This window comes from Ignavibacteriota bacterium (genome assembly GCA_016218045.1).
Taxonomy (GTDB): domain Bacteria; phylum Bacteroidota; class Ignavibacteria; order SZUA-365; family SZUA-365; genus JACRFB01.
On record JACRFB010000045.1, the window covers coordinates 53,333 to 67,166 of the forward strand.

At 62.4% G+C, this 13,834-nt stretch carries 10 protein-coding genes; 5 read left to right on the forward strand and 5 right to left on the reverse strand.

Translation table 11 applies throughout. The features are described from left to right. Positions 1 to 66 precede the first annotated feature (66 nt). The gene (locus HY962_11905; protein ID MBI5647625.1) at positions 67 to 2,031 is read left to right on the forward strand and encodes an OmpA family protein; all 1,965 of its coding nucleotides are present in this window, start codon (positions 67 to 69) and stop codon (positions 2,029 to 2,031) included. Positions 2,032 to 2,223: 192 nt separating this feature from the next. Here HY962_11905 and HY962_11910 read toward each other — a convergent pair whose 3' ends face one another. Continuing rightward, a complete protein-coding gene (locus HY962_11910) occupies positions 2,224 to 4,059 on the reverse strand; it encodes a T9SS type A sorting domain-containing protein (protein MBI5647626.1) in 1,836 nt (611 codons plus the stop codon). Positions 4,060 to 4,456: 397 nt separating this feature from the next. Here HY962_11910 and HY962_11915 point away from each other — a divergent pair, with 397 nt between their 5' ends. From HY962_11915 to HY962_11925, 3 genes are all read left to right on the forward strand, one after another. Further along, positions 4,457 to 5,704, forward strand: a complete 1,248-nt coding sequence (locus tag HY962_11915) for an aminoacetone oxidase family FAD-binding enzyme (GenBank protein MBI5647627.1) — start codon at positions 4,457 to 4,459, stop codon at positions 5,702 to 5,704. A 109-nt stretch (positions 5,705 to 5,813) separates the two neighbouring features. Then, positions 5,814 to 6,056 (forward strand): helix-turn-helix transcriptional regulator, encoded by a 243-nt coding sequence (locus HY962_11920; protein ID MBI5647628.1) that lies wholly within the window; start codon positions 5,814 to 5,816, stop codon positions 6,054 to 6,056. A gap of 3 nt (positions 6,057 to 6,059) precedes the next feature. Continuing rightward, positions 6,060 to 7,391: a type II toxin-antitoxin system HipA family toxin gene (locus tag HY962_11925; protein ID MBI5647629.1), complete on the forward strand. Its 1,332-nt coding sequence runs from the start codon at positions 6,060 to 6,062 to the stop codon at positions 7,389 to 7,391. A 197-nt stretch (positions 7,392 to 7,588) separates the two neighbouring features. Here the strand turns inward: HY962_11925 and HY962_11930 are convergent, their stop codons facing one another. The 3 genes from HY962_11930 to HY962_11940 all read right to left on the reverse strand — a co-directional run bounded on the left by HY962_11930 (position 7,589) and on the right by HY962_11940 (position 11,640). Then, the gene (locus HY962_11930; GenBank protein ID MBI5647630.1) at positions 7,589 to 7,915 is read right to left on the reverse strand and encodes a T9SS type A sorting domain-containing protein; all 327 of its coding nucleotides are present in this window, start codon (positions 7,913 to 7,915) and stop codon (positions 7,589 to 7,591) included. 111 nt (positions 7,916 to 8,026) lie between these two features. Beyond that, positions 8,027 to 9,226, reverse strand: coding sequence for a hypothetical protein (locus tag HY962_11935; protein MBI5647631.1), 1,200 nt, complete (start codon positions 9,224 to 9,226; stop codon positions 8,027 to 8,029). 341 nt (positions 9,227 to 9,567) lie between these two features. Beyond that, positions 9,568 to 11,640, reverse strand: coding sequence for a T9SS type A sorting domain-containing protein (locus HY962_11940; GenBank protein MBI5647632.1), 2,073 nt, complete (start codon positions 11,638 to 11,640; stop codon positions 9,568 to 9,570). Here HY962_11940 and HY962_11945 point away from each other — a divergent pair. Further along, positions 11,617 to 12,108 (forward strand): hypothetical protein, encoded by a 492-nt coding sequence (locus HY962_11945; GenBank protein MBI5647633.1) that lies wholly within the window; start codon positions 11,617 to 11,619, stop codon positions 12,106 to 12,108. The genes HY962_11940 and HY962_11945 overlap by 24 nt on opposite strands. Positions 12,109 to 12,608: 500 nt before the next feature. Here HY962_11945 and HY962_11950 read toward each other — a convergent pair whose 3' ends face one another. Further along, positions 12,609 to 13,760, reverse strand: a complete 1,152-nt coding sequence (locus HY962_11950) for a PD-(D/E)XK nuclease family protein (GenBank protein ID MBI5647634.1) — start codon at positions 13,758 to 13,760, stop codon at positions 12,609 to 12,611. Between the last annotated feature and the right edge of the window lie 74 nt (positions 13,761 to 13,834).

Below are 13,834 nucleotides of genomic sequence, written 5' to 3' on the forward strand. Positions count from 1 at the left end.
AACGATCCCGCGTTTTTGTATTTTGAGATATAATACACAGAAGAACACGTATTTTGGGAAGGCGGAATGAAAGGCCTGTGCCTTGTAGTTGGTATTTTTATCACCGGGATCGTTGCTCACGCACAAACGGCGCTGGAGTATCCGGGAAGGCCCAGATATCCCGACGGGCTGCTTTCCTTATCCGCGGGCTACGGGCTTTCCAAATACAGCGGCGATTTTTCGGACGGACTCGTCGATCGTGCGGCCGTTTTCCGCGGGGCTTTCGCGGTGCTGCCGGAACTCTCGGTCGGATTGGGCGCACAGGTCGGATCCCTGTCCTACACGCGGCGAAGCCGCAGGAACATGGAGGCCACATACGCGTATCAGTTCGGCACGGAGAACCTGATACGGCGCAGTTCCTCCTTCAGCGGTTTCCATGTGCTGCTGCAGTTCAACCTCTTCCCGCGCGGGTATCTGAACGGATACGTGCAGACGGGAGGCGGGGTCAGCTTCTACAAACCCGACGATTACGCGCAGGAACGCGTACGGCACCGCCCGAAAAAGGAAACGTTTGCGGCGTTGTCGATTCCCGCCGGATTCGGTGTGGACGTCTTTGTGTTCCGCAACATCGCGGCCAATCTCGAGTTCAGCTACCACTTCCTGTTCGACGATAATCTCGACGCCTTCTCGCCGGATGAGCTGCGCGACGCGCATCTGCGCGAGGTGGGCACGCAGCTCGGCGCTGCCGAGGAGTCCGAAGGAAATGACGGATATTTCACCTTGACACTCGGCGCAAAAGTCTTCCTCTTCGAAAACGACGACATCGACGGCGATCACCTCGTGAACGTCGAGGAGGAACGGCGGGGGACGAATCCGTACGATTCCGACACCGACGGCGACGGATTGACCGACTACGACGAGATCCTGAAACACGCCACGAATCCGCTCGACAAGGACAGCGACGGTGACGGACTCACGGACTATGTCGAAGTCGTAAAATATCGGACATCCGCATCCGAAAAAGATTCCGACGCCGACGGCGTCGAGGATGCCGAGGAAGTGCAGACGCTGCTCACCAATCCTCTCAACCGCGACAGCGACAGCGACAGTCTGAGCGACGGCAGGGAAGTGCTGCTGGCGACCAATCCGAATCTGCTCGACAGCGACCGCGACGGACTCGACGACTTCACCGAGGTGGAGCGCGCGCACACCGATCCGAAACTGCCCGACACCGACGGCGACGGGCTGCCCGACTTCGTCGAATACCGCGCGCATCACACGGATCCCCTGCGCCCGGATACCGATAACGACCTTCTGAACGACTTCGACGAAATCGTCAAACACCATACGAATCCGCTCGCGCCCGACACCGACGGCGACACGCTCGACGACTTCCAGGAAATCGCGTCGCGAAACACCGATCCGCTCAAGCGCGACACCGATGGTGACGGCATGACCGACGAGCGCGACGTGTGTCCGCGCGATCCCGAGACCTACAACGGTTTCCAGGACACCGACGGCTGTCCTGACACGGGTCCGAAGGACGCGAATCTCGCGCTCTCGTCAGGGCCCGGGGCACGGACACCTGAACGGGTGATCCGCGCGAGGTCGGCATCGGACACGATCCGTATCACCGAAGGGCAGATCATCACCCTCTTCGGCGTCAACTTCGAAGTGGACAAGGATATCATCCGTCCCGAATCGTATCCCATCCTCGAGGAGAATGCAAAACTCTTCACCGTGTTCCCGGAACTCGAGGTCGAGATCCGCGGGCATACCGATTCCGACGCCAGCGACGAATACAATCTCGATCTGTCCGACCGGCGCTCCATCTCGGTGAAGAATTTCCTCACCCGCCTCGGCGTCGATCCGTCGCGCATGCGCACACGCGGCTTCGGCGAGAGTTTGCCGCTCGTGCCCAACACCGACGCGTTCGGCAAGGCGCGCAACAGGCGTATCGAGTTTTACATACTGAGGTCGGGTCCGCGATCCCCCGACGCCGAGCGTCTGGTGCCCATCGATACAACACGCCAGATCAGCACGCCGCGATAAATCCCGCGCACCGAGGTTGTGAGTCTCATCTCACCGGAGGCGGGAATATCAGGGCCGGGAACCGTATTCCGTGTTGATCCGTGTGCTCAGCGGGACAATTTTTACGCACCCCACGGGCTCCGGCAATCCGCCAAGTCCCCATGTAAAACGGTAACGCGCGCGCCCGCCACCCCCCGGGGAGGCGCGCGCGTTTTAATGGACCATGAAGCGGCTCTGCGCAGAACCGCTGTTCGTCATGGCCTCGATAAAGTACACGCCCGGACGCATCGCCGCGCGTTCCAGCGGGAAGAGATGCGAGCCCGCGGTCAAAACGGCGTTGTCGAGCAGGACGGCGACAAGCCGTCCGTTCGTGTCGTATATCGTGAGTGTCACGGTCGCATCCGATACAAGCAGCACACGAACCGTCGCGTTGCCGCGCAGGACCGTGGGTGTGACATCCACCGCGTTGCCGGCGCTCGGCTTTGCAGCCACGGTCACAATGGGTGAGTAGTGCGCCGATCCGTCGCGGTCGATCTGGCGCAGACGGTAGCGCAGATCCAGGGCCCGCAACGAGAAGGGGAGCATCTCGACAAACGTGTACGAACGCGGGGAATTCGACGTGCCCGCCGCCTCGACGTTTCCGATCGCCGTCCAGTCCATCGCCGTGTTTGCGATCCGCTGCACCTCGAAGCCCAGACTGTTGCTCTCGGTGGCGGTGCGCCACGAGAGGTACACGGCATCGTTGCGGCGCTGCGCCGAGAAGGCGACAAGCTCGACGGGCAGCGGGGCCTCGAAGAAGAACTGGTTGCTCTTCCACGATCCCGCCACCGCGCTGGTGGTGGCATCAAAACGGAAGTAGCCGAGTGACTGGCTGTACACGCGCAGTCCGGAATACACGGCGTACGCGTCGAGGTCGAGTGTCACCGTCAGTAGACCCGTGGCATAGGACGCGGGATCGTAGGGGTTGAGTGTTTCGGCCGGATCGAGCGTCAGTGTGACCGTGGCACCGGGGATGTACACGGGATTCTCCCACACATCACGCAACTGCAGCATCGGCTGTATGGCAAGCGGCTGCCACATGTAATAATCGCCGGCGGGCTGTCGCGTCCACGTAAGGTGGTCGGGACCGCAGGCGGCGATGGTAAAGGCGTTTGTGACCGCCGTCGCGTAGCCCGTGGCCGCTCCCTCCAGCAGGTACACGCCGGTCTCCCGGATGTGGCGTCCCTCGAGAATCGCGACACCGTTCTCGAAGCCGGCGCCGACATCGATGAGTGTGTCGACAAAGCCGTTGCCCGGTGTCGGATCAGCGGTGAACGTCACGGGCAGTGAGGCGGGAAGGCCCACGGTGGTCGGATTACCCGCGCAGTCGACGGTCTTGAGCACGGGTTCGAAGTCGTCACATGCGGTGCGATCCTCGATGGGCGACATAAACGCGAGGTAGCCGCCGCTGCCGAAATCGCCCGGCGTGATTGTGAGAGACCCGAAGCTCGTGGTGTTTTCGACGATGCCGTTCAACACACCCGTGCCGGGATTGGTGGAAAGGCGCAGCATGTGCCGCGTCGAGCCGCCCGCGGAAATCACTCCCGTCGTCGGCCGCGCCTCGATGTTGCAGAAATAGATGTCGTCGGACTTGTTCGTGTTGGTGTTCGAGCTGAACGTCAGCACGATGGCCGTGGTTGTGACAACAAGGGCGCTGCTCATCGGAAGATTGATGTCGCCGGAATTGTCGAGATACACATACGACGGCTTTGCGACATTCGAACGGAACTCCCATCCCTGCGGCGCACTGATGATCAGTGTCACATCATTCTGATCGGCCGGGATGTCGTACTTGTTGGTCTCCGACAGCACAAAGGAAATGTAATTGCCCGCGGGCGGGACGTACGCGCGGTTCCCCGTGGGGACAATGGGCGCGTGTAATTCCGACCAGGTTCCGTTGCACCCGTAGGTCGCCGGAACAGTGAGCGATCCCGGATACACAATACACTCCTGGGCGGATGCGGCTATCGTCCATATATAAAACAGGCAGATACCAATCGTGGCTCTCATGATGTACTCCGTGACGCTGTGAACGGGACGGGCAATAGTTCACCGTCGCGCGGCGCGAGCCGCGTGGTGTTCCCGCCGCGACGGGCGGGAGGCATGACATTGCAGACCGAGGGTTGTGGGCACTCCGCAATCACGAACATTGCACGGCACATGTGCTGGGCGGGAGCAGACACACGCAAGCGCCCCCCCATTGGGAGCTTACGTACGTCGTGAGTGCAGTATTGGGATTGCGAGCACGAAGAATATATGGTGGTGAAATTGAAAAAGCAAGGAAAAAATCGTCGCAGTACTTTTTTCTGTTTTTTTGTGCGCAGCGGGACGCACTTTGGGACCTTCGCCGAGCCCGCCGCCGTACATTGGCGTTTGTCGCTGAGGCGCGGCGCCCTATTTTTCGGCAATGGAATACAACGGCAGGGCGGAGGTGATTGTGGTCGGCGCGGGGGCCGCCGGACTGTTGGCCGCGATCTTTGCGGCCGAAGCGGGCGCGGACACACTGCTCGTAGAACGCACCTCACAGGGAGGGAAAAAGATTCTCGCCAGCGGCGGCGGGCGCTGCAACATACTGCCGTCTGTCGCCGATGCGGCCGGCTTTACCACCGACTCCTCCAAAAACACGCTGCGCAACATACTGCTCTCGTTTCCGCTCGACGCGCAGCGGCGCTTCTTCGAGGAAACCGCGCGATTGCCGCTTGTGCTCGAGGAGGAGAGCGGCAAATACTTCCCGGCATCACATCGCGCGCGCGACGTGCGCGACGTATTGCGCCGTCTGGCGGCGGAGAAGGGTGTCTCTTTTCTCGGCGACACACGTGTCACAGATCTGCGCCGCGAGGGTGATTTGTGGCTCCTCGCGGTCGACAGCCGTCCCGATCCGCTGCGGGCACGCGCCGTGGTGCTGGCCACGGGCGGACTCTCCGTGCCCTCCACGGGGAGCGACGGATTCATTTTCCCCATCGCGCGGCGCCTCGGACTCGCCTGTATCGATCCCTATCCCGCGCTCACGCCGCTGTACGATGCGAGGCAGACGTTTGCCTCGCTCTCGGGCCTCACCATACTCGCGACCGTCTCCGCCACAAGGGGCGCGCACACGGCCCGCGCCACGGGCGGCTTCTTGTTTACACACCGCGGGTACTCCGGTCCGGCCGTGCTCGACGTGTCGCATGTGGTGGCGCGCGCGCGGCGCGCGGAGATGGAGACAGCGGCCGTGACCGTGTCGTGGCTCGGCAGGGACGAGGCCGGATGGAGCGGACTGTTCGAGACCGAACCCTCGCGCACCCTGCTCGGCGTCTTCGAGCGCGCGCTGCCCGCGCGGCTGGCCGCGGCGCTGCTGAATATCGGACGACTCGATCCGAAAAAGCGGCTCGCGCATCTCACGCGTGCCGAGAGGGCGTCGGCCCTGGCGCTGCTTGCCGCGTGTCCGTTACCCGTGAGCGGCACCGGCGGCTACGCGGTGGCCGAAGTGACCGGCGGCGGTGTGGCCCTCGGCGAGGTCGCGCCCAAAACCCTGCAATGCCGCGCCGTGCCCGGACTCTTCCTCTGCGGCGAATTGCTCGACGCCTTCGGCCCTATCGGCGGCCACAACTTCCAGTGGGCCTGGTCCACCGGCCGCGCCGCGGGTCTGGGTGCGGCGGGGCTGGTGCGGGGGTAGGGGGGGCATCCCTCGTGAGGGATAATTGACAAATATCCCTCATAGGGGATATTGCGGGTTTATCCCCTGCGGGGTATATTTCGGGTGAATCAAACAGCCGGAGATACTCATGCAGCAGTTTATTGCCACACCCGCGCAACTGGGAAGCGTGTTACGCGGATATCGCAGGGCGCGGGGGTTGACACAGGAGCGCGCCGCCTCGAAAGTAGGCATGCGTGCAAAGACCGTTTCCGCCATCGAAGGGGGGCAGGGAGCGGGTTCGAGTATCGAGACGCTGTTCAAACTCCTGTCGGCCCTTGATTTGGAACTGGTCATTCTGCCGAAGGGTGCACCCGCGGCCCCGGAGTGGTAAGCGATGGCGCGCCGGAACACGACACAAGCGCTGGATCTCTGGATGAACGGCGACCGAGTGGGACGCTGGTCGATTTCAGGCAACGGGACGCACCATCTCGCGTACGAAGCGTCCTGGATGTCGTCCGCTGCAGCGAGACCACTGTCGTTGTCGCTACCCCTGCAGGATCCCGGAGTGCCGCATCAGGGCGCGGTGGTGGAGGACTATTTTGAGAACCTCCTGCCAGACAATCGCACCATCCGAGAGCGAATTCAACGCCGCTTCGGCTTGCGTTCCACACGGGCGTTTGATCTGTTGGCCGAGATCGGGCGCGACTGTGCGGGCGCCGTACAAATTGTGCCAATGGATATGGCGCCTCCGGACGTCCGGCAGATAGAGAGCAGTGTGCTCAACGTGCACGACATTGCGCGCATCCTGCGCGGCATCCCGGCAGCAAACACACCCGGCTCACGAGGCACAGAACCGTTTCGTATCTCGTTGGCCGGCGCGCAAGAGAAGACCGCACTGTTGCGGCATCGTGGACGATGGCGGCTGCCGGCGGGCACGACGCCGACAACCCACATATTCAAACTCCCCATAGGCACAACCGGCGTGGGAGGAATCGATCTCTCGCAGTCGGTGGAAAATGAATGGATCTGCTCGCGCATCGTCCGTGCATACGGCCTCCCTATTGCGGAATGCAGCATGGAACGTTTCGAAGATGTATCCACGCTGGTGGTGACACGATTCGACCGCCGCGTCGCTGACGACGGCACATGGATACTCCGGCTTCCACAGGAGGATCTGTGTCAGGCATTCGGAGTTGCCCCGTCTGCAAAATATGAATCGGAAGGAGGGCCGGGAATAGAGCGGGTCATGAATCTGCTGCTCGGATCGAGCCGCGCGGATGAAGACCGGTTGACCTTTTTCCGGGCCGCCCTTGTCTTCTGGCTGCTCGCGGCCATTGACGGACACGCAAAAAACTTCAGCATCCATCTCGACGCGGGCGGCCGGTATCGACTTACGCCCCTCTATGACGTCCTCTCCGCGCACCCCTTCGTCGGGAGAGGACGGGGCAGGATCGCCGTTCAAGAGTTGCGTATGGCGATGGCGGTGATGGGACAGCACCGGCAGTATCATTGGCAACGAATTCTCCCGCGGCACTGGCGCGAAACAGCCCGGCGATGCGGACTGGGAAGCCGGATCGACTCCTTGTTGGATGAGCTTATTCGCCAAACACCGCGTGTCCTCGACGAGGTTGCGCACAACCTCCCGGACGATTTCCCGCAGTACATTTCCGATCCGATACTCAACGGCGTCCGCGACGCGGCACGCAGTATGGAACGAAACGCCTAGCTGTACCCGCGAGATGCCGCGTGCAGGGATGGTATCGTCCGCCGATTTCGCGTACGCCATCCTGGCAACGTTTCGAATTACCGGATGGTTGCCGTAGCGCTCAAATCCTTTTCGGTGAAATGGGTCGGCCGTTGTTTGTTGATCGCTCGGAGATCCTTATGGAAGAGGGCGACGATCTGTGTTGGCTCCGCCTCACTCTACAAGACCTTCAGGACTCGCACGCAGGCGGTATGTGCGCGGATGAAATACACACCGGGGCGCCAGGATGCCGTGGGGATGATGTGGCTGCCCTCGATAGTGCCGCGCCAGATTTCACGTGCCAGTGCGTCGGTGATGGACACGTCGCCGTGTACTCCGTCGAGTGTGATGTGACCCGCGGCGGGATTGGGGTACACCGTGAAGCGGGCAGGGCGGGACGGATCCTCCACGGCCGACACGGGCGGCAGCAGGGTGATCGACGTTTGGGCATCAATCGAAAAGGCGTCACGTGTGTCGGAAGTCACCGTGAGCCGCAGGGAGTGCACCGAGTTTCGCTCACATGGCGTGCGTGTTCACAGAACGACGAATTGGACAACCAAAAAGCTATCGTTTTGAGTGTACCGGATCAGAGCATCCAATCACTTTTCTCCCACTACTCAATGCAACTTCAAAAGCAGGGTCGGTCTGGTACCGGCTTGCTGCTGCTGAGCGAAATACACCCCTCCAGGTGCCTTTTCGCCAGCGCTATTCCGTCCGTCCCAATCCGCAAACTCACGTCCGTCGTCTATCTGCAGCTCCCGTACGACTCTCCCGAGAGCGTCGATGATGAGGAGCACGCGCGAGTGCCGAGTGGTGACCTGAATGGTCGTCCGGTCCACAAATGGATTTGGAGCTGCGGCCAAACCACTGTTCGATACAGGGGGTGGAGTGCTCGAAAGTATCGGGCCGCCGGATCGGTACACCGCGAGGCCCTGTTCTGTGCCAATCCACATGTTGCCTGCACGATCATGGAGCAGGCAGAGGATGTGGCCATTCGGAAGTCGAGAATTGCCGACAGTAAACGACGTCCATTGCCCGGCCGAGAGCATGGCGAGGCCGACATTTGTGCCGACCCACAGCCGCCCCGCCGCATCGTAGGTAGTCGATTCAACCCATGAAGCAGTCAGTCCGGTTTCGGTTCGAGTGACCACCCGTGGGTAATACGTATTGCGGGTCAGGACTCCGAGCCCATCAATTGTGCCGACGAATACTGTGTCGCCCAGGCCTCTACATACCGCCCACGCTGAGATGGAGTTGCGGAGCTGTATCGTAGCCGATCCGTCAAAAATCAGAACCCCACCGGATGTGGCCAGGATTATCCTATTGTCTTTATCGATGCATATATCGCGCGTATATCCCGGCTGAGGGAAGTTTGTGGTCCTGACGAAATCGTATTTTACGATGCCTGCCGTAGAGACGTACCAGATGTTCCCATCGTGATCGAGTGTCAGCGATTTAGCCCATGTGTCCCAGCGTTTTGACCACGAACCGGCCGTGTACACGAATATCGCTTGATCAGCGCAGACCCACAGCCGGCCGGCGGTGTCCACAACCATTCCAGTAATTTTGCGATACAGCGGCCCGAACATCGAGTCCAGCTTGAAGACCGTCCATCCAAACCGATCGACTCGTGCCAATCCGGCATCTGTTCCAATCCAGACGGCCCCGGCGGAGTCCATCACCATCGTGGTGATAATATCGCCAGGTAGCGGGGAGTTGGTCGAATAAAACACCTGCCAGTCCTCTGACTGTGCTCGCAGCACCGAAACGGAAACACCGACGGCGAAAAGTACCATCGCTGCGCAAGAGGTCTTCATGACCTGCTCCTTCGTTATTTCTGGCTAACTGTCGCCTGGGCCCGTCCCGAACACGCACGGACGTATCAACGAATGCCACGGACTTTGGAATGACCTGCCTTCTCGAAAACAGTACTGTCTGAACTATTCCACCCACATGCCTGGCACAAGTCCACACAGGACATGCTCCAAGGTTTTGTTCGCCCATGGGCGGTGAGAGAAGGGTAACCCGCTCCGAATCTACCGGTTTGTGGAACGGAAGTCAAGCGGCACGCGCCCGGCGACGTATCGCATGAACAGGTTTACACACGGTCGCCTCCGTCCTTCTCGTCACACGTCCCACACGCAGTCCGCACAGCGCACTACAAGACCTTCAGGACTCGCACGCAGGCGGTATGTGTGCGGATGAAATACATACCGGGGCGCCAGGAGGCCGTGGGGATGATGTGGCTGCCCTCGATAGTGCCGCGCCAGATTTCACGTGCCAGTGCGTCGGTGATGGACACGTCGCCGTGTACACCGTCGAGTGTGATGTGATCCGCGGCGGGATTGGGGTACACCGTGAAGCGGACAGGGCTGGACGGATCCTCCACTGCCGACACGGGCGGCAGCAGGGTGATCGGCGTCTGGGCATCAATCGAAAAGGCGTCACGTGTGTCGGAAGTCACCGTGAGCCGCACGGAATACACACCCGGCGCGAGGCCCGCGGTGTTCCACTCGCCGAGTGAGGCGTTGCGCGCTTCGCGGAACACCGTGTCCGCCAGCCGTGTCCACTGTGTTTCTCCCTGACGTTGATACGAGAGGACGTATTTCCGGAAATCGAACAGTGCGCTTATTGGTCCGCGATCGATCCACGCCGATCCGGTCACCGCGACGCGTTCTCCGACACGTGCCGAGGCGGCTGTGCCGATTTCCGCCAGCCAGGTGATGGAGCCCTCGTAGGGGACGGGCTCGCGCAGCAGACCCGACTGCACCACGATGAGGATGGATGTGCCGATGGCGCTCGCCGCGCCGTTGCTCAGCGCCGAGTAGGCGAAGACCAGCGCGCCGCTGCGCTCGGAGCGCACGGGGCAGGTGGCCGACGAAAAACCGTACAGCAGAAACGAAGTATCGGAGGCGAACAGGTAGCCGCCCGAGCCGTCCACCATCACCTTTTCGCAGGTCATCCGCGACGCGCCGAATGTGCCGATCTCGCCGAGTATACAACCCGTGACGTGTACGACGGAGCGGTCGAACGTGTACAGACTCCAGGTGCTCACGCGTGTGTTTTCGAGCAGCAGCGTCCTGTCGACAAGCGGCGCGGGAAACTGCGTATATGTGCTGTTGTTCACCAGTCCGCTCACGGCCGTCGAGTCGGCGCCGGTGAACCAGAGGCCGATGGCCCGTATAGCGGAGTTGCCGATCCGAATATCCGAAGCGGGGGCGGGCATCAGCGCCCACATGACGTTTGTGCAGCGTCTGAGCGAGGCGGTGTAGTGGATGTTGGCGAGTCCCGGTGTGCCCGCGCCGAATGTGGCACTGTCCACCGCGGCACCGTCGGGGAAGGATGTGTGGAAGGTCTGACCTGCCCCGACGCGGAACCACAGCAGCACCGTGTGCGCTTCGCGGAAATCGATACGTGTCTCGTCCTGCAGAATGAACTCGCCCGTCTCGTTGCAGGTGTCCACGGTCATGCTGCCGCGGCCCGAGAGTCCGCACGTGGTAAAGCCGCGCACTGTGACGGCGCGGTAGCGCACCGAGGCCGAGTCCGTGACGGCGAGCGAGTGCGACAGACTCCCGTAATCCAGCGTCGAGCGTTCGAACAGCGCGCTGCCTCCGCCGGCCACGATCATGGAGCGCTGATAGAAGTATTCCTGCGGGAAAAACAATGTGGAGTTCCGCACGACGAGCGCCGCCGATGTGCCCCACACCACCACATTCCCGTATATCGTACAGGAGGCGTTGTCGAAGATCAGCCGTCCCTGTCCGACAACGAGGATGGCGCCCGTGTGCTCCCACACCCCTGTGATACGCAGCGAGTCGCTGCCGGGACCGACGATGAGAGTGTCCCCCGGTGCAGCGAGCGTCCGCGCCTGCGGCAGCAACGGCGCGTGGGGGAGCAACCGCGTCGTATCCATTACTCTCGCCGCGTTGTCCACCCGCGACAGCCAGCCGCCGGACTTCACCGACGCCAGCACACCTTCCAACCCACGCAGCGCGGCCAAACCGGACAGCGACGGTGCGTCCGTACCCCGCGTTTCCACGCTCGGATTCGTGTGCGACGGCGTACCGTGCAACAGCAGCGGGGAGGCGGGCAGGGAAGGATGTTGGAATTGGGGAGTGCCGGAGGCGGCACACATCGGCAGTAGGAGAAGAATTGCGAGGAGCAGGACGCCGCAGGACCAATCGTCCCGGTGTGATGTGGAGAAGGGGTGCCGACTATCGTCCGATCTCATGCAAGATCCGTTTCGTGCGCGAGTGAGGAGGCGGGAGAACCGTGTGCCGCAAAGGTCGATGTTCCTTACTCGCGGATCAAGGGCGCCGCGGAAATCTCTGCCTCGGGCGCCGTGCGTTGCCAAAGGCGCCTCGTCGATGGCGAGCCGCGCGGCCGCACCTGCTGGTACCACGAGAACGGTCTTCTGAAGAACATCGTGCACCACACGGCCGTCCTCTCACGCAGCGATTATTTCAGCTTCCGCGAGGGCGGTACCCTACGCGCGGGACTAGCCACCCCCTTAGACGACCACGCCGGCATTCTCTACCGCCACACCTACCCAGGCGGCCGCCCGCGCTGGGAGTTGGCGGTACGAAACGGCCGTCCCGACGGTGATGAACGCGTGTGGGATGAGGACGGCACGCTGCTGCGCCACGACATGTGGGACGACGGATGGCTGCGCGAGGAGCGGGTGCGCATCTCTGAATAACACAGGCTGTATGGATCATGGGAACCGGCAGAATGGAAATGTACGCGCGACTTTAATATGGAGTTGCGACTTTCATTTTGGGGTTTCGTCTTTTTCCCGCTGAGTCCGCAGAGTTTGCGCGTTCGCGAGCGCGACAAGCGTCGGGACGGCGTTCACACGGAGAGCGCTGCGGACTTGAAGACGAGCACGTCGGGCACGCGCGGGACGGCGTTCGCTCAATCATCTCGTGCCCGTGGGGAGAGAGAAGCCGAGACGAGGTTAACAGACGACTGTCGGTTTCCGGGATCGTGACCCAATGATCAACTGTCCCACGCGGGGCGGGACTGTTGATGATCGGGGCGCTGTCCCGCGAGGGCTGCGAACGGGCACCCACGTTGGCACGTTGCGCGCGCAGTCTGCCGGTCCCGCGTATGGCGCGAGTCGCGGGCAACGGCGCGCACGTCGGCCTGCCCTGCGCGCCGGGGGGTGGACCAGTAAGTCGGGAGAGTCGAATCTCATCCCTACTCGACGTGATATGCCTCGCTCAGCGCGCTGAGCGTGACGATCGCCGGGGCGGTTGCATCCTCGGGATCGCGCGCTAGCGCGCCGTCAAGGACGCGCACGTGCGTCCCCGTCTTGAACTCCTTGGGGTGTTGGAGCCGCAGTAGCGCCGCCGTCTTCGCCGGTAGGTCACGCGCGCGCACGACCACCGCGTCCCAACTCGTCGGTCCGTGCCGCCCGGTGATCTTCAACTCGACATCCCCGAAGTGGCCGTCGTCCGAGACGACTTGCACGGCGTTTCCCCAGTACGAGTCGCAGAGCTGGCGCACACCGCAGTAGCGACACGACTCGGTGTTCGGGCGTGCCGAGGGAGGGCGCGCGGCCAGCGCGGCCTCCGCGGTCTGTCGGCGCTCAAAGAGCTCTCGACCTAGATCGTCGATCTCCGATGCACTCGGCGGGGGCACGTCAACGTCCTGGCTCTCGTACGCGAGCACGAGCCGCTTCACCACCCGACCTGACGGGTTCAGCTCGTCGTCGAGCCGCCACATCACCGCGTACACGCGGACCTGGAACTTGTGCGTCTCGTCGGCAGCCCCCGTCTTGAAGTCGGTGATCTCGCATGCGCCATCGTCGAGGACGAGGAGGTCGAGCTTCGCCTTCCACCCGATGCTCTTCGCGCGCACCTCAATCTCTGGGTACGTCCCGTTCAAGAGCGGGAGCCGTGGCGGCGGACTGCTCGACTTCGGCGACGACGGGGCGGTAGGGACCAGCACGCCCTTCGGCAACCGGAGGCGGCTCAGCATCGACTGCACGCGCGCGCGAAGCGCGGGCACTTGGCCGCGCAGGGTCCGCTGCGCGTGCTCCATCAGCACGCCCGCGCGCGGGTTGTCGACGAAGCGCTTGAGGAGACGCTTCACGCACTCCTCCACCACCCGCGTGTATCCGCCGAGTTCTCGTAGCACCTGCGGTGCGTTCGGATCACCAATGGACGGCACGCCCGCGCTCGCGAGATGCTTCGTGATGATCTCGAGTGCTAAGTGGACGACGCTGCCAGCAAGCGCAGCGACCTGGAGCTTCGGCGGGTAACCGCGCCCGCTCCAAAGCTCAGGGTACTCAGCGGCGCTCAGCGCCCAGCGTCTCGGGCACTCCTCGATCTCCGCGTGCGTCGACACGCTCATCTCCGCGGGCGCAGCGGGCCATGTTGCCGGTGTGACGACGCGCCAGTGCGTATTCTCGTTCGCGCTCA

What these genes read in the sequence shown, in the direction of transcription:
- HY962_11905 (MBI5647625.1), top strand. Translation starts at nt 67, where the DNA reads ATGAAAGGCCTGTGCCTTGTAGTTGGTATTTTTATCACCGGGATCGTT.
- HY962_11910 (MBI5647626.1), bottom strand. Translation starts at nt 4,059, where the DNA reads ATGAGAGCCACGATTGGTATCTGCCTGTTTTATATATGGACGATAGCC.
- HY962_11915 (MBI5647627.1), top strand. Translation starts at nt 4,457, where the DNA reads ATGGAATACAACGGCAGGGCGGAGGTGATTGTGGTCGGCGCGGGGGCC.
- HY962_11920 (MBI5647628.1), top strand. Translation starts at nt 5,814, where the DNA reads ATGCAGCAGTTTATTGCCACACCCGCGCAACTGGGAAGCGTGTTACGC.
- HY962_11925 (MBI5647629.1), top strand. Translation starts at nt 6,060, where the DNA reads ATGGCGCGCCGGAACACGACACAAGCGCTGGATCTCTGGATGAACGGC.
- HY962_11935 (MBI5647631.1), bottom strand. Translation starts at nt 9,226, where the DNA reads ATGAAGACCTCTTGCGCAGCGATGGTACTTTTCGCCGTCGGTGTTTCC.
- HY962_11940 (MBI5647632.1), bottom strand. Translation starts at nt 11,640, where the DNA reads ATGAGATCGGACGATAGTCGGCACCCCTTCTCCACATCACACCGGGAC.